Source organism: Nocardioides sp. Soil796 (assembly GCF_001429525.1).
GTDB lineage: Bacteria > Actinomycetota > Actinomycetes > Propionibacteriales > Nocardioidaceae > Nocardioides.
Window position 1 is genome coordinate 501,606 of the sequence record NZ_LMSQ01000018.1, and the last position, 24,342, is coordinate 525,947.

The following is a 24,342-nucleotide window of genomic DNA, read 5'->3' on the forward strand; positions in this document are numbered from 1 at the left end:
GAACCTGCAGTTCTTGATGCGCGGGTTCGCGACGCAAGAACTGACGGCTCGCGCATCAACAACTGCCGGCTCGTGCGCCTCTCTCGATCGCTTCGATGATCTTCGGCCGCAGCTGCGCGGCGGAGATGACCTCGTCGACCGATCCCACGCGAACGGCGCGGTGGATGTCGTGGACACCGTCGAACTCGGCGGCGACCTCGCTGATCTTCTCGGCCCGCAACTCGGCCCGCAACGTCGCCAGCTCGAGCACCATGCCGGCACGGTCGGTGCCGGAGGCCTCGCCGATCCGCTCCTCGAGGGCAGCCACTCGCGGGTCGGCCGCGGCGCGCTTGTCGACCTCGCCGGCGAAGACCACGGCCGCGGCCGGGGCGCCACCCAGCACTGAGGCGTAGGAACCCTCGATCGCCAGCACGGTCATCCGCGGGTTGAGCCGCTTGGAGAAGACCACGAAGGCACCACCGTGGTAGCGCGAGATCACGCAGAAGACGATCGGACCGTCGAAGTTGACGATGGCCCGCCCGATCTCGGCGCCGTACTCGAGCTGCAGGTTGCGCATCGAGTCGGGTGAGCCGTCGAAGCCGGAGAGGTTCGCCAGCACCACCATCGGCCGGTTGCCGCTGGCGGCGTTGATCGCCCGGGCCGCCTTCTTCGACGACCGCGGGAACAGCGTGCCCGCGGTGTAGGTGTCGGGGCCGTCGGTGGGCGGGAAGCCGCGTCGTGCCACCGGCCGGGACTCGATGCCCAGCAGGCACACCGGATTGCCACCGAGGTGGACGTCCTGCACCACCGCGGTGTCGGCGTCGGCCATGCCGGCCCAGCGCTCGAGGGTCGGGTGGTCCTGGTCGGCCAGCGCCCGCATGACGGTCCGGATGTCGAAGGCCTTCTTGCGGTCGGGGTTGGTCGCCGCGGAGAAGATCTCGCCCACCGTCGAGAAGTCGCTCCCGGGTGCCGAATGCGGGAAGGACGTGATGTCCCGGTCGGCCGGGTCGTTGCTCGGCGCACGCCGCGGACCCGAGGCACCGGGTACGACGTACGTGTGGTCGTAGTGGGCCATCAGCACACCGAACGCGCTGGCCAGGTCGGGCGCCCAGTACTGCGCCTGGCCGTTGGGGCCCATCACCCGGTCGTAGCCGCCGATACCGAAGTTGTCCTCAGCGGAGACGCCTCCGGAGAAGTCGAGCGACTGCTTGCCGGTCAGCACCATGGCACTGTCGGGCGTCATCACGAGGATGCCCTTGGTGTGCATGAGCATCGTGGCCTCGGCGTTCCAGTAGGGCTGGGCGCCGACGTTGATGCCGGCGACCACGATGTTGATCTCGCCGCCATCCTGGGTGAACTCGATGATGCGCTTGAGGCCGGCGGCCACCCAGTCCATGTTCTCGGTTCCGGACTCCATCGAGATGCGGGCGCCCGCCGAGATCGCGAACCACTCGACCGGGACCTGCATCTGCTCGGCCAGGTCGATCGCCGCGATCAGCCGCGCGCACTCGGCCTCGGAGACCGCTCCCAGCGCCTTCGTCGGGTCACCGCAGAGCACCACGCGGGTGACTCCCTCGGGGTGCAGGGTCGTCGGGGTGGTGACCACGGCCACGAGGATCCCGGCCTTGTTCAGGCCCGGCGCGCGGTCGACCGGAACGAGCACACCGTTCTCGTCGAGGTCGTGCTCGACCAGGGTTCCGCCGTTGCCGGCCAGGACTCCGGTCAGCTCGTATGGGTAGACCATTCCGCGGCGACGCGACCGGAGCACCTTGCCGGCGTACTCGTCGAGCGGCTTGAGCGGTTCGGTGGGCGGCGGCTCGATCGAGGCGGTGACGCCGGACCCGGGCCGGGCGTGGAACCGGATGGCGACCGGGGTCGCCTGCCCGTCGGGCCCGGCGATGCGGCCCTGGGCCACGACCTCCTCGATGCCCGCGCCGTCGGTGAGCGGCGTGATCTTGCCCTGCAGGGTGGTGAGCTGGTCGACGTCGGCGTCGACCACCGGCCACACCTGCACCCACACGTGGTTGACGTCGAGCTTGCTCCCCGCGGCCCCGCGGGAGGTGCGCACCCGACGGATCGCCTCGAGGCAGTTCTCGACCGCACGCTCGGCATGGGGTACGGCAATCACCCGGCCCTCGTCGTCGCGGATGATGGCGAGCTGGCGCACCTGGGCCAGCGCGACCAGGCGCCGGTCCTGGGCGTTCTCCCGCGCCACGCACTCGTAGAGCAGGACGTCCTCGGGGGCGTCGAGGCGGGTGACGTGGAAGTTGCGCAGGCGCCACAGGTCGAGGCGGCGCGCGACCATGGGGTGCAGGCCGCGCACGAGGGTGTCCTCGACGGCTCCGCCCTCGGCAGGCCGGAAGGTGAAGTACTCCACGGGACGGCCGGACCCGGGGCACACCGCGATCACGAGGCGGCGTACGGCGGCGGAGAACGAGAGCGCGTTGACCAGGCGACCCAGCTCGGCCGACATCGCGTCGGGGGTGGCCGGCGCGTCGGCCCAGCCGAGGTAGAGGTCGGCGACGACGTCCACGCCGTCCCCGCCCCCGTCGACCAGCTGGTCGACGGCGTCGCCCAGTCCGCTGCCGGGGACGAGCTCCGAGACATGTCCGACGGTGGAGACCAGGTGGGTGGGGCGTCCGTCGAGCGTGTAGTCGGCGACCGCGCAGGGGCGGTCGTCGATGTGGACCGGCCGGGCGTCGTGCAGGTCGTACTCGCGGTAGTGCCTGCGGAAGAGGACCTCCAGCATCGGCTCGTGGGCGGGGATGCCCTTCTCGAGCCGCTCGGCGAGGAACCCGACGATCTGCTCCGGGATGTCGGCCAGGGCGTCGAGGCGGGCGTCGCGATCGGAGAGGTCCGGGTCCGCGGCCAGCGCTGCGGCCTCGTTGCGCCCGGCCGCGAGTACGCCGGCGCGCTCGGCGTCGACGGCCGGCTGGTCGAACCAGCGGAACCGCACACTGCGGGCCAGGTCGCCGACCACCGGGAACCGGAGCTGGGTGGCACGCACCAGGCGGTCGAGGAGCTCGCGCACGCCGGCGCCGATCTCGGTCGCCGGCGGCGGCTCGGCCATCCAGCGCTCGAGCAGCGACGTGGCCAGCGCGAGGTCGGTGGCGAATCGCTGCTGGGAGAGGAAGATCCGGAAGACCGCCTCGTCGAGCTGCGGCGTACGGTCGAGGTCGGCCACCCCGTAGTGGGCCAGCACACGGATCAGGCGCTGCCGGAACTCGTCGGGCAGGCCGCCGCGCTCCACGTCGAGGCTCTGCAGGTAGGTGTGGAAGTGCTCACGCGAGCTGTGCACCCGGAGCTCGGTGTGCAGCTGCTCCCCGGCCGGCCGGTTGCGGCTGAGCTCGGCGAAGTCGGCGAACATGGCGAGCAGGGCCAGCTCGTCGGTCAGCACGTCGCCACCCTCGGCACGGAATGCCTCGCGGGCGCCCAGGTAGTCGTCGACCACGGCACGGTCGGCCCTGTGGTCGAGGTCGAAGCCCATCAGGACGGCACTCAGGTCAGCGAGACCCCGGCGTACCCGCTCGTCGAGCGTCACCTCACCACGGGCGACCGGCAGGTCGAGGCCGGGAGCCTCGCCCGGAGCCGCGGTGGCCGGAGCCGCATCGGCCTCGGCGTCGGGCTCGAGCCTGAGCAGCGGCGCGCCGGTCTCGACCTGTGAGCCCGTGGTGACCAGCAGCTCCTTCACGGTCCCGGCGACGGGGGCGTGGAGGACGGTCTCCATCTTCATGGACTCGAGCACGAGAACGGGTGTGCCGGCCTCGACCACGTCGCCGGCACGGACGGGCGTGGCCACGACCAGCGCCGGCGCCGGGGAGCGTACGACGCCGCCCTCGTCACGGCTGACCCGGTGCGCGACCCCGTTGACCTCGACGAGGTGCATCGGGCCGTGGGTGGCGCTGACCAGTCGGAACCTCTGGTCGTCGATGGTGAGCCGGGCGTGGAACTCGTCGAGCCGGTCGAGGGAGGCCGTCAACGTCTCGGACTGGTCCCCGAGCGCCACGGTCACCCGATAGGTCTCGGGACCGGTCTGCACCACCGTGACTCGATAGACGGTGCCGCGCAGCTTGAGCTCGACCGGCCGTCCGACGGTGTGCTGCACCTGCGGGCGACCGCCACGGGCGGTCTCGAGGAGGCGGGCGATCTCGACCGCTTCCTCGTCCTCGTAGGCCTCGATCGCCGCGGCCACCAGGGCCACTCCCGAGTGCTTGTGCGCGACCAGCCGGCCCTCGGCACGGACCCGGTCGATCCACCCGGTGTCGGCCCATCCGACCGCGCTGCCGTCGACCATCGCATTGCCGTCGACGACCTCGGGCTGGTCGAGCAGGTCGAGGATGAAGCTCTTGTTGGTCGCGCCGCCCTCGATCACGACGGTGGTGTCGGCCATGGCGCGGCGCAGCCGGGCGAGTGCCTCGGCACGGGTGCGGCCGTAGGCGATCACCTTGGCGATCATCGAGTCGAAGTCGGCGGGGATCGTGTCGCCCTCCGCGACGCCCGAGTCGACCCGGATGCCGGGGCCGGCGGGCAGCTCCAGCAGGGCGATGCGGCCGGGTGAGGGCGCGAAGTCGCGGTCGGGGTCCTCGGCGTTGAGCCGGGCCTCGACGGCGTGGCCGACCTCGGCCGGGCGCTCGCCCTCCAGGCGGCCACCGGCCGCGACGTGCAGCTGCGCCTTGACGAGGTCGACGTCGGTGGTGACCTCGGTGATCGGGTGCTCGACCTGCAGCCGGGTGTTGACCTCGAGGAACGCGAAGGTGCGCGTCTCGGGGTGGTAGAGGAACTCGACGGTGCCGGCGCCGCGGTAGCCGACGGCCAGCGCCAGGCGTTCGGCCGACTCCTTGACCTCGGCGACCTGGGTTTCGTCGAGGAGCGGGGAGGCGGACTCCTCGATCACCTTCTGGTTGCGGCGCTGCACGGAGCAGTCGCGTACGCCGAGCGCCCACGCCGTACCCTGCCCGTCGGCGATCAGCTGCACCTCGACGTGGCGGGCGCCGGTCACGAGGCGCTCGAGGAAGACCACGCCGCTGCCGAAGGCGCGCTCGGCCTCGTCGCGGGTGCGCTGGTAGGCGTCCTCGAGGTCGGCCGGGTTCTCGACCTTGCGGATGCCTCGCCCGCCACCGCCGGCGGTGGCCTTGAGCATCAGCGGGTAGCCGACCTGCTCGGCGGAGGCCAGTGCCTCCTCGAGGGTGTCCACCCCGCCGCGGCTCCAGGGTGCGACGGGCACCCCGACCTCCTCGGCGATCAGCTTCGACCCGATCTTGTCGCCCAGCTTGCGCATCGACTCACCGGACGGGCCGATGAACGTGATGCCCAGCCGGTCGCAGAGGTCGGCGAAGGCGGGGTCCTCGGCGACGAAGCCCCAGCCGACCCAGACCGCGTCGGCACGGGTCTCGACCAGGGCGCGCTCCAGGACCGCGTGGTCGAGGTAGGGGCGCGCGGAGGCGGGGCCGAGGCCGTAGGCCTCGTCGGCCTCGCGCGCGAACATCGCTGACCGTTCGTCGTCCGTGAAGAGGGCGATCGTGGTGAGCTGGGCACCGCCCTCGGCGTTGAGGTCTCGCACGGCACGGATCAGCCGGATCGCGGCCTCTCCACGGTTGACGACAGCGATTCGAGTCAGCAACGCAGACCTCCCTGGTGACGGTGGCGCACAGTGTGCACGTCCGCAGGCTGCCACGGGTTGAACGTTACGAACCAGTCACATCGCCGCAGCGACCTGCGGCAACCTCCAGTCCACCGCCCGGCCACCTTGCTCCTCCAGCATCCGGTTCACCCGGCTGAACGGCCGCGACCCGAAGAAACCGCGGTGCGCCGACAGGGGCGACGGGTGCGCGGACTCCACCCACGGCACGGCGCCCAGCATCGGCTTCAGCGACTGCGCGTCACGGCCCCAGAGGATCGCGGCGAGCGGCCCTCCCCGGCGTACGACCGCCTGGATCGCGCACTCGGTGACCGCTTCCCAGCCCCGCCCGCGGTGCGACGCGGCCTCGCCGGGGCGCACGGTCAGCACCCGGTTCAGCAGCATGACGCCCTGGTCGGACCACGCGGTCAGGTCTCCGTGGGCGGCAGGTTCGAGGCCGAGGTCGGTGTGCAGCTCCTGGTAGATGTTGGTCAGGCTGCGCGGGATCGGTCGTACGTCGGGCGCCACCGCGAAGCTCAGGCCGATCGGATGGCCGGGCGTGGGATAGGGGTCCTGGCCGACGACCAGCACGCGTACGTCGGCGAGCGGGCGCTGGAACGCGCGGAGCACGTGATCGCCGTGCGGAAGATAGGGACGCCCGGCCGCCAGCTCCTCGCGCAGGAACCGCCCCATCGAGGCGATCTGGTCGTCGACCGACGCCAGGGCAGCGGCCCAGTCCTCGGCGACGAGCCCCTTCTCGACCAACCTCGACAACACGCTCATGCCTCCCGACCCTACCGAGATGGTCCCCCACGTTTGACACCCGATTCGAGCAGGGAGAGGTGCCAGACGTTGGGGACTGTCCAGGAAGAGGGGTGGAATAAAGTTGAAGGTTAAACTATTGTGATTGACATGGACTCCACGATGACGATGCCGGCGCTCTACATCGGCCACGGCGCTCCCCCGCTCCTCGACGACCCGGTCTGGGCGGGTGAGCTCGCGTCCTGGGCGCGCGACCTGCCGCGCCCCAAGGCGATCCTGATCGTGAGTGCTCACTGGGAGTCCGCGCCGGTCAGTCTCACCGCGTCGAACGTGCCGCTGGTCTACGACTTCGGAGGCTTCGCGCCGAAGTACTACCAGATGACCTATGCGACGCCCGACGCGAGCGCACTCGCGAAGCGCGTCGCGGCGATGATGCCGCAGGGTGAGCCCGTGCACCAGCACCGCAGCCGCGGGCTCGACCACGGCGCGTGGGTGCCGCTGAAGATCATGTACCCCGACGCCGACATCCCGGTCCTGCAGATGTCGCTGCCGACCGAGGACCCCTACAAGCTGCTCAAGCTCGGCGAGCGCCTGCGCCCCTTGAGGGACGAGGGCGTGCTGATCATCGGCTCCGGATTCCTGACCCACGGCCTGCCGTTCCTCAAGGACTGGTCGATCGAGGCCGCCGCACCGGGATGGTCCAAGGACTTCGACCTCTGGGCCGCCGAGGCCCTCTCACGTGGTGACATCGACGAGCTGGCGGCGTACAAGACGAAGGCGCCGGGCATGCCCTACGCGCACCCGACCGTCGAGCACTACATCCCGCTGTTCATCTCGCTCGGCGCCTCGCGCAATGCCGACGACCCGCGGGACAAGAGGATCGACGGCTACTGGATGGGCCTGTCGAAGCGCTCGTTCCAGATGGCCTGACCGCAACAACAACTGCCGGTTCGCGCATCAAGAATCGCCGGTTCGCGACGCAACAACTGCCGGTTCGCGCATCAACAATTGCAGGCTCGTATCAGCGGATGCGGAGCTTGCGCATGATGGCCAGGCCCTTGATCTGCTGCTCGACGTTCTTCTCGAACGGGATGCCGTCGGGCGCGCCCATCACCTGCTTGCGCAGGATGCCGACGTTCTGGACGTCGGTGTACTTCAGCAGGCCCTGGTCGCCGTGACGCGCGCCGACGCCCGACTGCTTCACGCCGCCGGACGGCGTGCCCTTCGAGGCGTACGCCGTGGCGAGGATGTCGTTGATGTTGACGTTGCCCGAGTGGATCCGCCGGCCGACGCTGGTCGCGTGGTCGATGTCGCCGCCCCACACCGAGGCGTTCAGCCCGTAGTCGGTGTCGTTGGCCAGCGCGATCGCCTCGTTCTCCGACGAGTAGCGGTGCAGCGCCACGACCGGCCCGAACGTCTCGCCGACGCCGGCCAGCATGTCCTTGGTGACGCCCTCGAGGATCGTCGGCGCGTAGAACGCCGGCCCCACCTCGGGCAGCTCGCGCCCACCGGTCACCACGACGGCGCCCTTGGCGACGGCATCCTCGACGTGCGAGGCGACGCGGTTCTTGTGGTCGACCGAGACCAGCGAGCCCACCTCCGCCTCGAAGTCGTACGTCGCCCGCACCCGCAGCTTCTCCGTGGCCGCGACGAACCGTGACCTGAAGTCGTCGTAGATCGAGTCGTGGACGTACATCCGCTCGATGTGCATGCAGATCTGGCCGGTGTTCCCGAACGCACCGAACAGGGCACCCTTGACCACGTCGTCGAGGTTGGCGTCGGGCAGCACGATCATCGGGTTCTTGCCGCCGAGCTCGAGGCAGCAGCCGATCAGGTTGCGCCCGGCCCGCTCGCCGATAACCCGGCCGGTGGCCGTGGAGCCGGTGAACATCACGTAGTTGGCGTTGTCGATCAATGTCGGCCCGACGTCGGGACCTTCGCCGCACACCACCTGGAAGAGACCGCGCGGCAGCCCGGCCTCCTCGAGCAGCTGCACGCCGTACAGCGGCGAGAGCGCGGTCTTGTTGTCGGGCTTGACCACCACGCCGTTGCCGGCGATCAGGGCCGGGATGGCGTCGGAGATGCCGGTGGCGAAGGGGAAGTTCCACGGCGCGATGATGCCGACGACGCCCTTGGGCTGGCGCACCTCGAGGGAGGACGACACCACGGGCACCGGGCCGGCATGCTTCTTCGGCGCCAGCAGCCTGGCCGCGCGCTTGAGGTAGTAGCCGGCCACCATCGGGATGTCGAGGGTCTCCTCGAACGCCATCCGTCGGGCCTTGCCGCTCTCGACCTGGATCAGGTCGACGATCGTCTCGTTGCGCGACAGCACCAGCGAGTGGAACCTCTTGAAGACCTTCAGCCGCTTCTTCAACGGCCACTGCGACCACTCCGCCTGCGCGCGGCGAGAGGCCTCGAAGGCCGCCGTGATGTCGTCGGGCGTCGACTGGGGCAGCTCGACCAGCACCTCGCCGGTGTAGACCTCGGTCAGCTTCCACGTGCCGCCCGAGGTCGAGGGCACTCGCGAGACGAGCTGCTGGAGGAAGGCATCGGTGACGGAGACAGGTCGGTTCATGGCGTCAGGCTCCCTGGAGGATGAGTTCGGCGGCCTTCTCGCCGATCATGATCGACGGTGCGTTCGTGTTGCCGCGGATGATGGTCGGCATGATCGAGGCGTCGGCGACGCGCAGGCCCTCGATGCCGACCACCTTGAGCTCGGGGTCGACCACGGCACGGTCGTCGACGCCCATGCGGCACGAGCCGACCGGGTGGTAGACCGTCGTGGCCCGGTTCAGCACCTCGTCGACCAGCCTCTGGCCGTCGTACGCCGGTCCGGGTTCGTACTCGCCCTTCACGGTGGCGGCGATCGACGGGTGGTGCATGATCTCGCGGATCATCTCGAGCCCCTCGACCAGCACCTTGAGGTCGTCGGGCTCGGCGAGGAACTGCGGGTCGATGATCGGCGCGACGGTCGGGTCGGCGCTGGCCAGCCGCAGGGTGCCGCGCGACTTCGGCTGGATCAGCGTCGAGAACGCACTCCACGACGTGCGCTGGTCGGGCTTCATCCGGACCGGGGCGTCCTGGTTGGGCGCCGGGTAGGACCACGGCAGGGCCAGCAGCTGCATGTCGGGTCCGCCCTCGGCCAGCGACGTGCTCACGAACGCGCCGGACTCGAAGACCGAGTGGGCCATGAAGGTCCGGCCGGGCTTGAGCCGGTCCTTGAGGATGCCCTTGCCGAAGTAGAAGGCGTTGCCCTTGTGCGGCGAGTTCGTGACGTGCCAGGTGGTCGGCACGAACAGGTGGTCGTGCAGGTTGTCACCCACCGGAAGGTCGGCGTGCACCTGGATGCCGAAGCCGGCGAGGTGGTCGGCGTGGCCGATGCCGGAGAGCTGCAGGATCTGCGGCGATCCGAAGGCTCCGGCGCTGACGATGACCTCCTTGGTGGCCCTGATCGTGCGGCGAGAGGTGCCTTCGATCACCTCGACGCCGGTGGCCCGGCCGGCCTCGATCACCACACGTGCCACGGTCGCGCCGGTCTGTACGGAGAGGCCGGGCGAGGCGTTGTCGGTGACGTAGGCGCGGGACGCGGAGTAGCGGACGCCGTCGCGGGTCGACTCCTGGATGACGTGCATGCCGGACTGCTCGGCGCCGTTGTAGTCGGGCGTGCTGGCCACCCCGAGGGCAGCCTCGCCGGCCTGCACGAACGACTTCGCCGCGTCGGTGATGTCGTGGTTCTCGATCACCTGGACCGGTCCGCCGGTGCCGCGGTAGTCGTCGGCGCCGCCCTCCCAGTTCTCCAGCTTCTTGTAGGTCTCGAGCACGTCGTCGTACGACCAGCCCTTGTTGCCCTCGTCGGCCCAGGAGTCGAAGTCGGCCCGGTTGCCGCGCACGAAGATCATCCCGTTGACCGAACTCGAGCCGCCCATCAGCTTGCCGCGGGTGGCCGGGATCCTGCGGTTGTTGAGGTGCTCCTGCGGGGCGTTGTAGTAGCCCCAGTCGAACTTCGCCTTCAGCTTCGGCTCGGCATGGATCATCGTGATCATGCCGGGCTTGCGGAACATCATCGACTTGTCGGAGCCGCCGGCTTCGAGGAGTACGACGCTGTGCCCGGCGTCGGCGAGCCGACCCGCCACGGCGCATCCGGCACTCCCGGCGCCCACCACGACGTACTCGGCCTCGTTGACGCTCCCCTGCTTGGCCATCGTTCTCCACCCTCATGTGTTCGATCTCGCCGGACAGCCGACTGTAACAAGTTCTAGTTTCGCCGGGAAGGGGTTTCCGTACCTTGAGTACGCCAATCCGGATGGGAGGATGTGCCGGTGAAGATCCTCTCCATCCAGTCCTCGGTCGCCTACGGCCACGTCGGCAACTCCGCCGCCGTCTTCCCGCTGCAGCGCCTCGGCCACGAGGTGTGGCCGGTGTTCACCGTGCACTTCTCCAACCACACCGGGTACGGCGCCTGGCGTGGGCCGATGCTCGCCGCGGACGACGTGCGCGAGGTCATCACCGGCATCGAGGAACGCGGCGTGCTCGACCAGGTCGACGTGGTGCTGTCCGGCTACCAGGGCGGCGAGGAGATTGGCGACGTGATCCTCGACGCCGTCGCCCGGGTCAAGAAGGCCAACCCCGCCGCGATCTACGCGTGCGACCCGGTGATGGGCAACGCGAAGAGCGGCTGCTTCGTGAACCCGGCGATCCCGCCGCTGCTGCGCGACCGCGTGGTGCCCGCGGCCGACCTGATCACGCCCAACCAGTTCGAGCTCGGCTTCCTCACCGACACCTCGCCACTCTCCCTGGACGAGACCCTCGCCTCTGTCGACCTGGCCCGCGCGATGGGCCCCTCGACCGTGCTGGTGACCAGCGTCGAGCAGCCCGACGCGCCCGCCGACACCCTCGAGATGCTGGCGGTCACCGACGACGGGGCGTGGATCGTGCAGACGCCGCGGCTCCCGTTGAAGGCCAACGGGTCCGGCGACCTCACCGCCGCCCTGTTCACCGCCCACCTGCGCACGACCGGCGACCCGGCGTACGCCCTGGGCGCCACGGCGTCGTCGGTGCTCGGCGTGCTCCAGGCGACGATCGACTCCGGTGAACGCGAGCTCCAGATCGTGCTCGGCCAGGAGTCGATCGCCAACCCTGCCTCGCAGTTCGACGTACGTCGGGTGCGATGAGGTTCCGCCTGCTCGTCACCGGCCTGCTGGCGTTCCTGCTGTTCGGCTGCTCGTCCGACGACTCCGACGCCAAGGAAGGCAGCGCCGACCGCGCCGCCTTCGCGACCGAGCTGATGCACCGCGACGCGGCGCTGCTCAACCTGCTCGACGCCTCCCTCGGCCAGACCTTGCCCACGACCACCTCGACGGCGGTCGAGACGGTCCGCGCCGACGCCACGGCGCGCATCGAGACCTCGGCCGACCTGCTGGCCGAGTGGGGCGCCGACGTGCCCGTGACCGTGCGCGACCACGGGGTCGACCACGGCATCGAGGCGGACGCCCCCGACCTCGAGGGCACGCCGACCGAGGACGACATCCACGGCCTGGAGGAACTGTCCGGCGACGACTTCGCCACGGCGTTCACCGAGCTGCTCCGCGCCGCCCTGGACGGTACGACGACCGCGGCCTCGGCGTACGACGGCACCGACCAGTCGGCCGGCGAGCTCGCCGAAGCGGCCGAGCGCCAGTCGCAGGCCGCCCTCGACACCCTGGACTAGTCGCCCACGGGGCTCACGCGGACCGTCCGACATGCAGTTCGGGCTTCCACGTCCGTCCTTGAGCGTGAGAGCCGCGCCTCAGCGACCGAACTGCATGTTCCACGGCCCGCCGGACGCGGCAGGGTTCGGAGCGCCGGAGGGCTCAGTCCGGACTCAGTCCGGGCTCACTCCTCGGGGCGCGGGCGGATCCGGGTGCGGTTGTCGAAGTCGGGCTCGTCGAGCTCGCCCGACCGCCAGGGGTCGGCCTTCTTCGGGGCCGGCGGCTCGGGCGCCTGCTGCGGAGCCGGCCACTGCTGCTGCCCGGGGGCGGGGGGCCACTGCTGCCACTGGTCCTGCGGTGCGCCCTGCGGGCCCGGCGCGGGCCACTGCTGCTGCGCAGCCGGCCACTGGTCCTGCGGTGCGGCGTACTGCTCCTGCGGCGCCGGCCACTGCTGACCCTGGGGCGCGGCGTGCTGCCCCGGCGCCTGCCACTGGTCCTGCCCCGGGAACTGCTGACCCTGCGACTGCTGACCCTGCGACTGCGCGTGGCCGCCGAGCGGGATCTGCTGCGGCGGGACGCCCGACTCCATCAGCGCCGTGTCGGCGGCGAGGACGTCCTTGTGGAAGCGCTTGTGCACGTAGAGCTTCTCGCCGAGCGTCAGGCACTTCCACCACAGGCCACTGGCCGGCCCGATGATCACGTTGCGCGGCAGCTCCGCGACCACACCCTTCGGCTTGGTCATCGACCACCTGCCGGTGTCGAGGACGAGGATGCGCTGGTCCGTCACCAGGACCGCGCGGTAGCGCAGCCAGAAGAAGAACAGGTAGGTGAGCAGGGCCCACCACCCGGTGATGGTCTGCCCGGCCAGGACCGCCTGCACCTGCTCGCCGGGGCGCAGGTAGGAGGCGGAGTTGTTCACGATCTTGTGACGCAGCGGTGTGGCCATGCCCGCCATCGTAGGCCCGTCTGCCGGCGTGCCGGAGCCCACCGGCGGGGAACGTCGCTCAGGGCTGCCAGCGCGGGTCCCGACCGCTCATCGCGACCAGTTCCTCCAATGGCGAGGCATCGGCGGGCGGCGCCACCTCGGGGCCGAACGCGTCACCGCGCATCCCCTCCGTGCCGGGTCCGCTGAACATCGCCACGAACGCCCGGGCCCGCGCCACGCTCTCGTCGTCGATGGGGAACTCCTGCCCGGAGGCCCGGGCCAGGTCCCAGCCGTGCACGACCACCTCGTTGGTGGCGACCAGTCCGGCCGTCTCGCCGTCCAGCTCGACGCCACCGGCCGCGGTCTGTCCGGTCCAGGCGTCGGGCTCCCGCCAGGCCGCGGCCAGCGCCTCGAGCTGCTCCGGCACCCGGGTGCGCCAGTCCGGGGCCAGCCTGCTGACGTCGCCCGCGGGCGGCGCGCCGGCCGAGGCCGGCAGCTCCTTGCGGGCAGCCATGGCGAAGGCGAGGCTCAGGCCGTCGACGTGTTCGAGCAGGTCACCGAGCGCGTACGCCGGGCACGGGGTGCGTGCGGTGAGCTGGTCGTCGCGGATTCCGGCGACGACTGCCGCCATCGCGTTGGTGGCGCTTCCGAGATCGTGCATGTGTCCTCCTGGTGGTTTTCAGGTGAGACCTGCGAAGAGCCCGGAACTCATCGGTGCCTGCGGCCGGGGTCTGCGGCCGGGTCTGGGCGACGACGCACCCGGACCAGCAGATAGACTTCCTGCCGCGCTGTCCGACGGCGCACGCCGCGTTAGCTCAGATGGCAGAGCATCGCTCTTGTAAAGCGAATGTCGAGAGTTCGATTCTCTCACGCGGCTCCACCAGGCCCGTGGCACCATGGACTTCAAGTTGAAGGTCACTTGAAGTCTGGAGCCACCATGAAGCAGTGGACGATCGGGCATCTCTCCGAACGCGCCGGGGTGGCCACCTCGGCGATCAGGTTCTACGAGTCGCGCGGCCTCGTGCAGTCCGTGCGCACGACGGGCAACCAGCGCCGCTACCCGCAGTCGACCCTGCGCCGGCTGGCGTTCATCCGCAGCGCCCAGACCGTCGGGCTCAGCCTCGAGGAGATCGGGGAGGCACTCGCCACGCTGCCCGAGAACCGTACGCCGACCAAGGCCGACTGGGCCCGGCTGAGCAAGCGTTGGAGGGACCGTCTCGACGAGCAGATCGAGCGCATCGAGCGTCTCCGCGACCGGCTCGACGGCTGCATCGGCTGCGGCTGCCTGAGCCTGAAGACCTGCGCGCTCAGCAATCCGCACGACATCGTCGCCCCGCGCGGCCCGGGCGCCGTGTTCCTGGAGCCCAGCAGGCCGCGGTGAGCCCGACCCGCCACACTGGAGCCATGGATCTCCTGCGCGAGCCCCACCACGACGGGTCACCCCTCTACGTCGACGACGAGTCCCCCGCCCCCGGCGACCTGGTCGGCATCCGCTGCCGAACCCACCGCGATGACGCGATCACCGAGGTCTGGGTGCGTACGACGACCGACGCCGAGCCGATCTTCCTGCGCGCTGCGGCGACCGAGGACGACAATCACCAGTGGTGGCAGGCGAAACTCCCCCTGCACAACCCAGTGATGAACTACCGCTTCCTGCTCGTGCACGCTGACCGCACCCAGCGCTGGCTGACCGGGGCCGGGGTCTTCGACCACGACGTCCCCGACGCCTTCGACTTCAAGCTGTCCTCCCACGACCCGGCGCCCGACTGGTCCCGCGACGGCGTCGTCTACCAGGTCTTCCCCGACCGCTTCGCCCGGTCGCGCGCGGCCGACGAACGCGAGACCCCGACCTGGGCCACGCCGGCCGGGTGGGACGACACCGTCGTCTTCGAGGGCAGCGACCCCCGCACTCCCCTGCAGTTCTTCGGCGGCGACCTCGACGGCATCACCGACCACCTCGACCACGTCGCCGAGGTCGGTGCCGACATCGTCTACACGACGCCGGTCTTCCCCGGTGAGTCCAACCACCGCTACAACGCCTCCACGTTCGCGTCGGTCGACCCGCTGCTCGGCGGCGACGAGGCCTACGCGCGGCTGTCCGACGCGGTGCACGAACGCGGTTGGCGGATCCTCGGTGACCTGACCACGAACCACACCGGCGACACCCACGAGTGGTTCACCTCGGCGGCCGGCGACGAGCAGGACCCGCACCGCAGCTGGTACTGCTTCGAACCCGACGGCAGCTACGCCACCTGGATGGGCCACCACACGCTGCCCAAGCTGAACCACGGCGATCCGGCCCTGCGGGCTGCGTTCACCGAAGGGCCCGACTCGGTCGTGGGGCGCTGGCTGCTGCCGCCGTACGACCTGGACGGGTGGCGCATCGACGTCGCCAACATGACCGGGCGGCTGCGCGAGGTCGACCTGAACCACGAGGTGGCTCGCGCCGTACGCCGCACGGCGACTGCCATCCGCGACGACGCGCTGGTGCTCGGCGAGCACAACCACGACGGGTCGGAGGACGTGCCCGGCGACGGGTGGCACGGCACGATGAACTACTCCGGCTTCTCCTGGCCGGTGTGGGAGTGGCTGCGCGCGGACGACACGGCGGCCCGCTCGTTCGGCACTCCCGTTCCGGTGCCGACCCGCACCGGCGCGCAGGTCGTGGCCTCGATGCGGATGTGGCTGGCCCGCTACGGCTGGCGCACGTTCTCGTCGTCGTGGAACATCCTCGGCTCCCACGACAGCGCGCGGATCCGCACGGTGACGGGGTCGGCCGCGCGTCACCAGGTCGCCGCGACCCTGCAGTTCACCCTGCCCGGGGTGCCGATGGTCTTCGCCGGCGACGAGATCGGCCTCGAGGGCGTGCTCGGCGAGGACTCCCGCCGCACCATGCCGTGGCACCGTCCCGAGTCCTGGGACCGCGACACCCTGGCCGTCTACTCCGCGCTCTCACGGTTGCGTCGGGAGCACGTCGCACTGCGCCGTGGTGGCCTGCGGTGGGTCCACGTCGAGGACGACGTGCTGGCGTTCGTGCGTGAGCACCCCGACGGCGACGTGCTGGTCGTCGTACGCCGCTCCGCGGGACCGGCGCTCACGATCACCGGACTGCGCGCCTCGTCCGTGCTGCTCGCCACGGGGTCGGCCACCCTCGACCAGCAGGACCAGCACCTCGTCGTCGCCTCCGCCGACGGCCCCGGGGCGTTGGTCATCTCCCTCTGACCGCCCTCCCGGCATTCGGTGGTCGCGGAGACGGGTGTCGGAACCACCACCTTGTGCCCCCGCGGGCGAGCCGCCACGATGGGCAGATGGCGTTGCGCGTGGTGGCGACTCGACCCGATCCTGCGCTGTTGCCCCTGCCCTGGTCGCAGCCCCTGGCCGACTGGGACGAGGTGCACCTGGTGCCGCTCCCGCGCGGGCTCTCGCGTCACGTCGTACGCATCATCACCACGGGTCCGGGCGGCAACACGTATGTCGCCAAGGAGACCGAGGAGGAGATCGCCAACCGGGAGTACCGCATGCTCCGGGAGCTCGGCGCCAAGCGCCTGCCGTGCGTCGAGCCGCAGTGCGTGATCTCCGGCCGCACCGACAACCAGGACCGCCCGCTGCCGTCGGTGCTGGTGACCCGGCACCTGCGCTACTCGCTGCCCTACCGCTGGCTGTTCTCCAACGGGCTGGGCGCAGCAGAGCTCCCGGCGATCATCGACGCGATGGTGGTCCTGTTGGTGCGGCTGCACCTGACCCACTTCTACTGGGGCGACGTGTCGCTCTCGAACGTGCTGTTCCGTCGCAACGCCGGCGAGTTCTCGGCGTACCTCGTCGACGCCGAGACCGGCGAGCTGAAGGCGACCCTGTCCGACGCGATGCGCGAGCACGACGTCGAGGTCGGCTGCGAGAACGTGTACGCCGAGCTGCTCGACCTCACCGCCAGCGGCGACCTGAAGGACTCCGTCGACCCGGCCGAGGTGATCGCGCTGCTGCGTGAGCGCTACGACCTCCTGTGGGCCGAGCTGACCCGCGCGGAGGAGTTCGGCCGCGACGAGATGTGGCGGGTCGAGCAGCGCATCGAGCGACTCAACGAGCTCGGCTTCGACGTCGACGAGATCGAGATGGTCGCCGCACCCGAGGGCGACTGCTACCGGCTGCAGCCGAAGGTCGTCGAGCTCGGCCACCACGCCCGGGAGCTGCAGGGGCTGACCGGCCTGAGCGTCGAGGAGAACCAGGCCCGGCGACTGCTCAACGACCTGGCCGCCTACACCGCGCACCTCGGGCTGGCCGGCGAGAACCCGGAGATCGTGGCCAACCAGTGGCTCGTGCGGGTCTACGAGCCGATCAAGGCGATGGTGCCGCCGGAGCTGCGCGGCCGTCTCGAGCCGGCGGAGATCTTCCACGAGATCCTCGTCCACCGGTGGTTCCTCTCCGAGGCGGCCGGCCACGAGGTGGACATCTTCGACACCGCCCGCGACTACATCGCCGTCGAGCTACCGAAGCGCCCGGTCCTGCCCGCCGCCGGACCCACCTGAGCCGTCCGCACCCACCTGGCGCGTGTCCTCACTCCGGTAGGTGAGCGGGAGGTAGTCGCCGACGTCGAAGACGCCGTTGGTCTGCAGGGTCACCGGCTGGAGGCCGACCGGGCGGCCGTCGCGGTAGGTCACCAACGTGACCTCGGCCGGGCGGCGCAGCTTGCTGCCCACGGCCACGGCGTACGCCGCACCGCCGGTGGTGCCGTTCGTGTAGTTGTAGCCGGACTCGCCGTTGGAGCCCTTGACCAGGTCGGGTCCGACCTGCACGTGCACGTGGCCGGAGATGACGAGGTCGACGCAGCCGCGCTCGAGGGCGACCGTGCCCATGTCGATGTCGTGCACCAGCAGGGTGTTGATGCGCTGGCCCGCCTCACAGGCCCGGTCCGCGATGTTGACCGCAAGCTCGTCGATGCTGATCCCCGGCTGGTCGCGCCAGGTGCCCAGCCCGCTGGAGCGCGGGTCGTTGTAGGCCAGGAGACGCCCACCACCCGGTCCCTCGAGCAGGCTGCCGCTCGCGGTCTGCCAGCCGAGGTCGTCGAGGTAGCCCTGCACGAACGTGCCGTGGTCGTGGTTGCCCTGCACGGAGAACCGGCCGTCGTAGTCCTTGAACGCGTCGTCGAGAGAGTCCAGGGAGAAGGCCTCCCACTCCGATCCGGTCGATGTGTCGTCACCCGCGTTGAGCACCGCGCTCGCGTCGGCCCGGTCGGCGATGGCACGAGCCACCTGGTCCATGCCGATGTTGTCGTGTCGGTCGGAGACGATCACGGCCACGGACTCGTCCTCGCCGGGCCTGCGCAGCTCGAGCGTCTCGGCCTTGTCGCGCGCGGCGTCGTAGAACTCCCGGCTCATGCGGTAGGTGTCGACCGCGCTGAGCACCAGCCGCTTGGTGCCGCTGGCGGCCAGGGTGCCCTGCACCTCGATGTCGCGGGCCTCGGCCGGTACGTCGAACTCCGGCAGGTAGGACTGGAGGCTCTGCCACTGGGACTGGTCGACGACCTTCGTCTCGTCGGTCTGCCAGGGCTTGATGACCAGCACCACCACGGCCGCGATCGTGGTGCCGGTGGCCAGTGTCGCCACGATCAGGTGCTTCGGCGTACGACCGAAGATCTCGGTGCGGCGCTGCCTGCCGATCAACGCCCACAACAGCAGGGGAAACACGGCGAGGACGGCGCCGCGCGCTGCGGCGTCCCAGACCAGCCGGGTGACCGCGCGTTCCACGATCGCGACCTGCGACTGGGGCTGGCTGGCGATGAACGCGTAGCGCTCGACCAGCATCTCGGTGGAGTCGGCCTCGGTCTTGCCGAGCACGATGTCCACGCCGATCGGGCCGCCGGAGTCACGGCGCACGTCGGGCAGGAACGGCCCGGTGCGGATCGTGACGTACTGCCCCAGGCTCGGGCTGACCGTCGCGTCGTGGCTGGCCACCGTGACTGTGGTGCTGGAGCTCAGGAAGATCGCCAGCGCCGAGGGCACGGCGAGCAGCAGCCAGGCCAGCACGTAGCCGCCCGCACGCAGCACGTTCCGTTTCCCGACAGCCATGCCTTCGACCCTAACGACCCGGCAAGGCCCACGCAGGCGAACCCCTCAGGCCTGGCGGGCCTGAGCGATCGCGTAGAGCGTGATCGAGGCGGCGACGCCGGCGTTGAGCGACTCGAGGCCGGTGGCCATCGGGATCGAGACGAGGTGGTCGCAGGTCTCGGCGACCAGTCGGCCCAGTCCCTTGCCCTCGGAGCCGACCACCACGACCAGCGGGTTCTTCGAGAGGTCCACCTCGGGCTTGTCGAGGTCGGTCAGCGACAGGTCACCGTCAGCAGCCAGGCCGATCACCATGCAGCCGGCGTCCTGGTAGGCCTTCAGCTGGCGCACCAGGTTGACCGTCTGCGCGACCGGCAGGCGGGCCGCCGCACCGGCGGAGGTCTTCCAGGCCGATGCCGTCATGCCGGCGGCCCGACGCTCAGGGATGACCACGCCGTGCGCACCGAACCCGGAGGCCGAGCGCACGATCGCGCCGAGGTTGCGCGGGTCGGTGACCGAGTCGAGGACCACGATCAGCGGCTTCTCGTCGTTCGCCGCCGCGAAGTCGATCAGTTCGTCCGCGTCGGCGTACTCGTAGGCAGGGACGCGCGCGGCGAGGCCCTGGTGGACGGCGCCGCTGGTGAGGCGGTCCATCTCGCCGCGCGAGACCTCGAGCAGCGAGACGCCGCCGTCGGCCGCCAGCGCGAACGCCTCACGCAGCCGGGCGTCGCGCTCGGTGCCCTCGACGACGTACAGCGCGGTCACCGGCATGTGCGCGCGAAGCGCCTCGACCACGGAGTTGCGGCCGGCCACCCACTCGGAGTCGCCGCCCTTGGCGGTGCGGCGCTTCGGGCGCGCGGCAGCCGACTTGTCGACCTTGTTGATCTTCTTGTAGACCTTGTGGTTCGGGCGGTCCTTCGCCTTAGGCGTGGGGCCCTTGCCCTCGAGGCCGCGCTTGACGCGACCGCCGGAGCCGGCAGTGGGGTTGCCCTTGCCCGTCTTCTTGATGGCGCCTCGACGCTGGGAGTTCCCGGGCATGTCAGTTGTGCTCCACTTCAGTTGCTCGTGTCTGTCTCGAGAGACCACTTCGGACCGCTGGGCGTGTCCTCGATCTCGATGCCGGCCGCCTTGATGCGGTCGCGGATGGCGTCGGCGGTGGCGTAGTCCTTGGCCGCGCGCGCCTCGTTGCGTTGTTCCAGCAGGGTGTTGATGAGTACGTCGACGGCGGCGCTCAGCTTGTCGGTCTCGCCGGTCGAGCCGGTCGCGAACGCCGGGTCTGCGGGGTCGAGGCCGAGCACGTCGAGCATGGCGCGCACCGACGCCGCATTGCCCCGCAAGGCGTCAATGTCGCCGGTGCCGATCAGCTTGTTGCCCTCGCGCACGACGTCGTGGATCGCGGCGACCGCGGCCGGCGTACCGAGGTCGTCGTCCATGGCGTTGACGAAGTCGGCGCAGAGCAGCCCACCGGTCGGCACCTCGCCGACCTCGGCGGCGGCGCGGGCCAGGAAGTTCTCGATGCGACGGAAGCCGACGGCGGCCTCGTCGAGCGCCTCGAAGCTGAACTCGACGTGCGAGCGGTAGTGCGCGGAGACCATGTAGAACCGCAGCTCGATGGGCCGCACCCGCTCGAGCACGTTGGGCACCAGCAGCGAGTTGCCGAGCGACTTGCTCATCTTCTCGCCGGAGGTGGTGATCCAGGCGTTGTGCAGCCAGTACGACGCGAACGGGTGCCCGGCCGCGCGGGACTGTGCCTGCTCGTTCTCGTGGTGCGGGAAGCGCAGGTCGAGGCCGCCGCCGTGGATGTCGAAGGCGGTGCCGAGGTACTTGCCGGCCATCGCCGAGCACTCGATGTGCCAACCCGGACGTCCCGGACCCCAGGGGCTCGGCCAGGCAGCGGTCTCGGGCTCGGTTTCCTTCTTCCAGCCCTTCCACAGGGCGAAGTCACGGGGGTCGCGCTTGCCGCGCGGGTCGGCGTCGGCGGCCGCCTCCATGTCGTCGATGCGCTGCCCCGAGAGCTCGCCGTACGACGGCCAGGAGCGGACGTCGAAGTAGACGTCGCCCGAGCCGTCTTCGGCCGCGTAGGCGTGGCCGCGGGTGATCAGCTCGGAGATCAGCTCGACCATCTCGGGGATGTGACCGGTGGCCGCGGGTTCGTACGTCGGCGGGGCCACGTTGAGGGCGGCGTACGCCTTCGACAGCTCGCGCGCCATCTCGTAGGCGAGGTTGTACCAGGGGCGACCCTGCTCGGCGGCCTTGATCAGGATCTTGTCGTCGATGTCGGTGGTGTTGCGGATGAACGTGACCTCGTAACCAGAGGCACGCAGCCACCGCTGCAGCACGTCGAAGTTCACGCCCGAGCGGATGTGCCCGACGTGCGGCTCCGACTGCACCGTGAGCCCACACAGGTAGATGCCGACCTTCCCCTCCTCGAGGGGCACGAAGTCACGCACTTCGCGGGTCGCTGTGTCATAGAACTTGAGGCTCACCCGGGCAATCCTAGAGGTCCGGCCACCCCCCTGACGATTTCCGAGGCAGGAGGTCAGACGGTGTAGCCGCCGTCGACGTCCAGCTTCTGGCCCGAGATGAAGCCGGCGGCGTCGGAGGCGAGGAAGCAGACCGCCTCGGCGATGTCGCGGGCATTGCCGAAACGGCGCAGCGGGATGTTGTCGCGGGTCACGTCGAGGGCGGCCTCGGACAGCTCGCCGGAGGTGATCAGGCGGGCCGCCATGCCGTCGGTGAGCATGCCCGGCCCGACCGCGTTGACCCGCACGCCGAACCGGCCCTCCTCGGCGGCCAGTCCGCGCACGAGCGCCTCGACCGCCCCCTTGGGTCCGGCGGAGAGGCCGTCGCGCACCGGGTAGCGGGCGGTCGCCGCCGTGGTCACCGCCACGATCGATCCGCCGTCGGCCCGCAGGTGGGTCAGCGCGGGATGCACGACGTTGAAGAACCCGCCCGCGTCGTCGGCCAGCTGTCGCGCCATGTCGTCGGGTGCCACGCGGGACAGGTGCACCATCGGCACGTGCGGTCCGGCCGCGTGGACCAGCGTGTGCAGGCCGCCGTACTCCTCGACGACCTTCGCCACCACGTCGGCGCAGTCGGTCGACGAGCCGACGTCGAGACGGTACGCCGAGGAGCGCACGCCCCACTCGCGGCAGGACGCCGCGGTCGTCGTACCGGCGGACTCGTTGGCGCGGAAGGTGACCGCGACGTTGCTGCCACGCTCGGCGAGCAACCGCGCGATCGCAGCACCGAGCCCGCCGCTGCCGCCGACGACGAGGGCCACTCCGTCTGAGGTGAAGGTCATGAGGCGCTGATCTCAATCTGGTGCCAACCGGTGGCACCATCCGGCCGGGTGTCGCGCTCGACCCCGGTCTGTGTCTCCCCGTCGGAGCCGACGGCCCGCACCAACACGGTGTGGTCGCCCTCCTCGAGATCGACCTCTGTCTTCCACTGGACCCAGGTGTCGGTGTTGGGACTCGAGCCGATGTCGACCCGCGTCCACTCGCCGCCGTTGATCGCCACCTCGACGCCGCTGATACCGGTGTGCTGCGCCCATGCGTGCCCGCCGATCCTGACGGTGCCAGTCTCGACGTCGTCGCCGTTCTCCGGCACGTCGATGCGGGAGGCGATCTTCACCGGACCCTTCTCGGACCAGCCCTTGTCGGTCCAGTAGGCCTCGAAGTCCTCGAACTTCGTGACCTCGATGTCGACCACCCACTTGCAGGCCGAGACGTAGCCGTACAGCCCCGGCACCAGGGTGCGCACGGGGAAGCCGTGGTCGATCGGCAGCGGCTCGCCGTTCATCGCGATCGCCAGCATCGCGTGCCGCTGGCGATCGGTGACCATGTCGAGCGGGGTGCCACAGGTCCAGCCGTCGTGCGAGGTCTGGAGGATCGCGTCGGCGTCGCCGGACACCCCGGCCTCCTCGAGCAGGTCCGCGAGCAGCACGCCGGACCACCAGGCGTTGCCGATCAGCGGTCCGCCGACCGGGTTCGAGACGCAGTTGAGGGTGATCCAGCGCTGGATCAGCGGCCGGTCGACCAGCTCCTGGTAGGTCAGGGTGATCTCGCGGTCGACCTTGCCGTGGATGCGCAGCGACCAGTCCTGCGGCTCGATCGTCGGCACCACGACGGCGGTGTGGATCTTGTAGAACTCCCCGGTCGGCGTCTTCCACGACGGCATGTCGGGGACGTCGACCATCGTCCCGCGCGGCGACTTGGGGTCGGTGACGGGAAGGTTCAGCAGGCGCCTGGTCTCCTCGACGTGACGCCGCTTGGCGCCGAAGTTCTGGCCGAAGATGCCCACCCCGATGCCGGCCACGCCGAGCACTCCGGAGCGGATCAGGAAGCTGCGCCGCGACTTGCCGTCGGACTGGGTGTCGTCCGCCGCATCGGCGTGGTGCAGTGGTTCGGTGAGGAACGACAACGCGACGATCCACGTGACCACACCCGCGGTCACCGGCAGGTAGTCGAGCGCGGTGGCGTCGAAGCGGGTGAGGACGGCGAGCAGGCCGACGGCACCCATGCCCACCCAGACCAGGATCGGCTTCCACCACGAGTGCTCGGCCAGGCGCCCGGCCCACATCGCGAAGAGCATCATGATCAGGAAGATGACCACGACGAGGAACGGCTTGTCGTTGCTGCCGAGGACCTTGATCGCCCGCTCGGCGAGACCACCCGGCACGTGCTGGATGATCAGCTCGGCCACGGCGACCAGGGGCGAGGAGCGCAGGGTGAGCACCATCGTCGCCGCATGGCTGATCGCCAGTCCGGCCACACCGGCCACGGCGCCGGCAGCCGACCAGGCACCTCGGGGAGTCGTCACGCCGTCCATGGTCTCAGGCATGATCATCTCGTGACTTCGACCCCCCGCACAGGCATCGGCACCGACGTACACCGCTTTGCCGTCGATCGACCCATGATGCTGGCCGGTCTGGCCTGGCCCGACGAGCCGGCCGGGCTCGAGGGGCACTCAGACGCGGACGTCGCCGCGCACGCCGCCTGCGACGCACTGCTCTCGGCCGCCGGACTGGGCGACCTCGGCACGAACTACGGCACCGCAGAGCCCGAGTGGGCCGGTTCCTCGGGCAGCGCGCTGCTGGCCGAGACCGTACGACGCGTGCGTGCGGCCGGCTTCACGATCGGCAACGTGGCGATCCAGGTGATCGGCAACCGGCCACGCCTGGGCGACCGCCGTACCGAGGCCGAACGGGTGCTCTCCGAGGTGGTCGGCGCTCCCGTCTCGATCTCGGCCACCACCACCGACGGCCTCGGCCTCACCGGCCGCGGCGAGGGCGTCGCCGCGATCGCCACCGCCCTCATCGTCTGACCAAAC

18 protein-coding genes and 1 tRNA gene are annotated in these 24,342 nt (G+C 70.5%); 8 read left to right on the forward strand and 11 right to left on the reverse strand.

What is annotated here, in order from left to right; translation table 11 throughout:
- Window positions 1-55: 55 nt before the first annotated feature.
- A complete protein-coding gene (locus ASH02_RS13805) occupies window positions 56-5,599 on the reverse strand; it encodes an ATP-binding protein (protein ID WP_057294929.1) in 5,544 nt (1,847 codons plus the stop codon).
- Between the two features lie 75 nt (window positions 5,600-5,674).
- A complete protein-coding gene (locus ASH02_RS13810; protein ID WP_057294930.1) occupies window positions 5,675-6,379 on the reverse strand; it encodes a uracil-DNA glycosylase in 705 nt (234 codons plus the stop codon).
- Window positions 6,380-6,508: 129 nt separating this feature from the next.
- On the opposite strand from ASH02_RS13810, the gene ASH02_RS13815 reads away from it, so the two are divergent.
- Window positions 6,509-7,288 (forward strand): dioxygenase family protein, encoded by a 780-nt coding sequence (locus ASH02_RS13815; RefSeq protein WP_235539048.1) that lies wholly within the window; start codon window positions 6,509-6,511, stop codon window positions 7,286-7,288.
- Window positions 7,289-7,379: 91 nt separating this feature from the next.
- Here the strand turns inward: ASH02_RS13815 and ASH02_RS13820 are convergent, their stop codons facing one another.
- Both ASH02_RS13820 and ASH02_RS13825 read right to left on the reverse strand, forming a co-directional pair.
- Entirely contained in the window at window positions 7,380-8,933 is a 1,554-nt protein-coding gene (locus ASH02_RS13820; RefSeq protein WP_056685394.1) for a succinic semialdehyde dehydrogenase, read from the reverse strand.
- Window positions 8,934-8,937: 4 nt separating this feature from the next.
- Window positions 8,938-10,560 (reverse strand): GMC family oxidoreductase, encoded by a 1,623-nt coding sequence (locus ASH02_RS13825; protein ID WP_056685391.1) that lies wholly within the window; start codon window positions 10,558-10,560, stop codon window positions 8,938-8,940.
- A gap of 117 nt (window positions 10,561-10,677) precedes the next feature.
- Here ASH02_RS13825 and pdxY point away from each other — a divergent pair, with 117 nt between their 5' ends.
- Together pdxY and ASH02_RS13835 are read left to right on the forward strand one after the other, a co-directional pair.
- Window positions 10,678-11,529, forward strand: coding sequence for a pyridoxal kinase PdxY (pdxY, locus tag ASH02_RS13830; RefSeq protein WP_056685389.1), 852 nt, complete (start codon window positions 10,678-10,680; stop codon window positions 11,527-11,529).
- Window positions 11,526-12,065, forward strand: coding sequence for a DUF305 domain-containing protein (locus ASH02_RS13835; RefSeq protein WP_056685386.1), 540 nt, complete (start codon window positions 11,526-11,528; stop codon window positions 12,063-12,065). The genes pdxY and ASH02_RS13835 overlap by 4 nt, the downstream gene beginning before the upstream one ends.
- 164 nt (window positions 12,066-12,229) lie before the next feature.
- Here ASH02_RS13835 and ASH02_RS26665 read toward each other — a convergent pair whose 3' ends face one another.
- Together ASH02_RS26665 and ASH02_RS13845 are read right to left on the reverse strand one after the other, a co-directional pair.
- On the reverse strand, window positions 12,230-12,991 hold the full coding sequence (locus tag ASH02_RS26665) for a hypothetical protein (protein ID WP_200959138.1): 762 nt from the start codon (window positions 12,989-12,991) through the stop codon (window positions 12,230-12,232).
- 58 nt (window positions 12,992-13,049) lie between these two features.
- The gene (locus tag ASH02_RS13845; RefSeq protein ID WP_057294931.1) at window positions 13,050-13,631 is read right to left on the reverse strand and encodes a TIGR03086 family metal-binding protein; all 582 of its coding nucleotides are present in this window, start codon (window positions 13,629-13,631) and stop codon (window positions 13,050-13,052) included.
- 143 nt (window positions 13,632-13,774) lie between these two features.
- Between ASH02_RS13845 and ASH02_RS13850 the strand changes: the two genes are divergently transcribed.
- The 4 genes from ASH02_RS13850 to ASH02_RS13865 all read left to right on the forward strand — a co-directional run bounded on the left by ASH02_RS13850 (window position 13,775) and on the right by ASH02_RS13865 (window position 17,493).
- Window positions 13,775-13,850: transfer RNA gene (locus ASH02_RS13850), tRNA-Thr, on the forward strand.
- 57 nt (window positions 13,851-13,907) lie between these two features.
- Window positions 13,908-14,351 (forward strand): redox-sensitive transcriptional activator SoxR, encoded by a 444-nt coding sequence (soxR, locus tag ASH02_RS13855; protein ID WP_056685381.1) that lies wholly within the window; start codon window positions 13,908-13,910, stop codon window positions 14,349-14,351.
- A gap of 23 nt (window positions 14,352-14,374) precedes the next feature.
- Window positions 14,375-16,192 (forward strand): glycoside hydrolase family 13 protein, encoded by a 1,818-nt coding sequence (locus tag ASH02_RS13860; RefSeq protein WP_082620893.1) that lies wholly within the window; start codon window positions 14,375-14,377, stop codon window positions 16,190-16,192.
- An 86-nt stretch (window positions 16,193-16,278) separates the two neighbouring features.
- Window positions 16,279-17,493: a DUF4032 domain-containing protein gene (locus ASH02_RS13865; protein WP_056685378.1), complete on the forward strand. Its 1,215-nt coding sequence runs from the start codon at window positions 16,279-16,281 to the stop codon at window positions 17,491-17,493.
- Here ASH02_RS13865 and ASH02_RS13870 read toward each other — a convergent pair.
- Genes ASH02_RS13870 through ASH02_RS13890 form a run of 5 tightly spaced genes read right to left on the reverse strand, consistent with a single transcriptional unit; the run spans window position 17,452 to window position 23,853 of the window.
- A complete protein-coding gene (locus tag ASH02_RS13870) occupies window positions 17,452-19,032 on the reverse strand; it encodes a metallophosphoesterase (protein WP_156409771.1) in 1,581 nt (526 codons plus the stop codon). The two genes, ASH02_RS13865 and ASH02_RS13870, sit on opposite strands and share 42 nt — an antisense overlap.
- 45 nt (window positions 19,033-19,077) lie before the next feature.
- Complete coding sequence (gene rlmB, locus ASH02_RS13875) at window positions 19,078-20,046, reverse strand: 23S rRNA (guanosine(2251)-2'-O)-methyltransferase RlmB (protein WP_056685373.1); 969 nt, start codon at window positions 20,044-20,046, stop codon at window positions 19,078-19,080.
- Window positions 20,047-20,063: 17 nt separating this feature from the next.
- Window positions 20,064-21,494, reverse strand: coding sequence for a cysteine--tRNA ligase (gene cysS, locus ASH02_RS13880; RefSeq protein ID WP_057294933.1), 1,431 nt, complete (start codon window positions 21,492-21,494; stop codon window positions 20,064-20,066).
- A 53-nt stretch (window positions 21,495-21,547) separates the two neighbouring features.
- A complete protein-coding gene (locus ASH02_RS13885) occupies window positions 21,548-22,312 on the reverse strand; it encodes an SDR family NAD(P)-dependent oxidoreductase (RefSeq protein WP_057294934.1) in 765 nt (254 codons plus the stop codon).
- Entirely contained in the window at window positions 22,309-23,853 is a 1,545-nt protein-coding gene (locus tag ASH02_RS13890) for a molybdopterin-dependent oxidoreductase (RefSeq protein WP_235539050.1), read from the reverse strand. The genes ASH02_RS13885 and ASH02_RS13890 overlap by 4 nt, the downstream gene beginning before the upstream one ends.
- 9 nt (window positions 23,854-23,862) lie before the next feature.
- Between ASH02_RS13890 and ispF the strand changes: the two genes are divergently transcribed.
- The gene (ispF, locus tag ASH02_RS13895; RefSeq protein WP_235529955.1) at window positions 23,863-24,336 is read left to right on the forward strand and encodes a 2-C-methyl-D-erythritol 2,4-cyclodiphosphate synthase; all 474 of its coding nucleotides are present in this window, start codon (window positions 23,863-23,865) and stop codon (window positions 24,334-24,336) included.
- Window positions 24,337-24,342 lie beyond the last annotated feature (6 nt).

Coding starts and splice junctions, on each gene's coding strand:
- ASH02_RS13810 (WP_057294930.1), bottom strand. CDS start 6,379: ATGAGCGTGTTGTCGAGGTTGGTCGAGAAGGGGCTCGTCGCCGAGGAC.
- ASH02_RS13815 (WP_235539048.1), top strand. CDS start 6,509: ATGGACTCCACGATGACGATGCCGGCGCTCTACATCGGCCACGGCGCT.
- ASH02_RS13820 (WP_056685394.1), bottom strand. CDS start 8,933: ATGAACCGACCTGTCTCCGTCACCGATGCCTTCCTCCAGCAGCTCGTC.
- ASH02_RS13825 (WP_056685391.1), bottom strand. CDS start 10,560: ATGGCCAAGCAGGGGAGCGTCAACGAGGCCGAGTACGTCGTGGTGGGC.
- ASH02_RS13835 (WP_056685386.1), top strand. CDS start 11,526: ATGAGGTTCCGCCTGCTCGTCACCGGCCTGCTGGCGTTCCTGCTGTTC.
- ASH02_RS26665 (WP_200959138.1), bottom strand. CDS start 12,991: ATGGCCACACCGCTGCGTCACAAGATCGTGAACAACTCCGCCTCCTAC.
- ASH02_RS13845 (WP_057294931.1), bottom strand. CDS start 13,631: ATGCACGATCTCGGAAGCGCCACCAACGCGATGGCGGCAGTCGTCGCC.
- soxR (WP_056685381.1), top strand. CDS start 13,908: ATGAAGCAGTGGACGATCGGGCATCTCTCCGAACGCGCCGGGGTGGCC.
- ASH02_RS13860 (WP_082620893.1), top strand. CDS start 14,375: ATGGATCTCCTGCGCGAGCCCCACCACGACGGGTCACCCCTCTACGTC.
- ASH02_RS13865 (WP_056685378.1), top strand. CDS start 16,279: ATGGCGTTGCGCGTGGTGGCGACTCGACCCGATCCTGCGCTGTTGCCC.
- ASH02_RS13870 (WP_156409771.1), bottom strand. CDS start 19,032: ATGGCTGTCGGGAAACGGAACGTGCTGCGTGCGGGCGGCTACGTGCTG.
- rlmB (WP_056685373.1), bottom strand. CDS start 20,046: ATGCCCGGGAACTCCCAGCGTCGAGGCGCCATCAAGAAGACGGGCAAG.
- ASH02_RS13885 (WP_057294934.1), bottom strand. CDS start 22,312: ATGACCTTCACCTCAGACGGAGTGGCCCTCGTCGTCGGCGGCAGCGGC.
- ASH02_RS13890 (WP_235539050.1), bottom strand. CDS start 23,853: ATGCCTGAGACCATGGACGGCGTGACGACTCCCCGAGGTGCCTGGTCG.